Source organism: Bradyrhizobium sp. BRP56 (assembly GCF_020194035.1).
GTDB lineage: Bacteria > Pseudomonadota > Alphaproteobacteria > Rhizobiales > Xanthobacteraceae > Bradyrhizobium > Bradyrhizobium australafricanum.
The window spans coordinates 1-427 of the sequence record NZ_JADYVV010000219.1; the positions used below are offsets into that span (position 1 = coordinate 1).

Below are 427 nucleotides of genomic sequence, written 5' to 3' on the forward strand. Positions count from 1 at the left end.
CTATCGGCCTGGTCGGTCGCGCACGCGCTCTCCATCGTCGGGGCCATGTTCCGCTGGCTGGCGCAGCAGCGGTATGTCCTGGCCAATCCATTCGCGGGCATCAAGGTCCGGGGCGGTGGCCGCACCGCCGCGCTGGATGGCTCCCATGCCTTCAGCGAAGGCGAGTGGCGGCTCGTCCGGACCATCGCCGATGGACTGGAGTGGTCCTATGGGTGGGAAGCCGCAGCCGCGCAGCGCCTGCGTTTCGTGCTGGATTTCGGTTATGCGACAGGGCTGCGGGCGAGCGAACTCGTCGCCGCCAGGCTGGGCGATATCGGCGCCGACCGCGAGGGCGAGGAATGGCTCCAGCTGACGGGGAAGGGCGGGCGTAGCGGCAAGGTGGCCCTGCCGCCGCTGGCGAGAACGGCTCTGGAGCGCTACCTGACAG

At 69.8% G+C, this 427-nt stretch carries 1 pseudogene; it reads left to right on the top strand.

The features are described from left to right. Nucleotides 1-427, top strand: a pseudogene (locus I6F38_RS43470) (integrase); the annotation flags it as partial.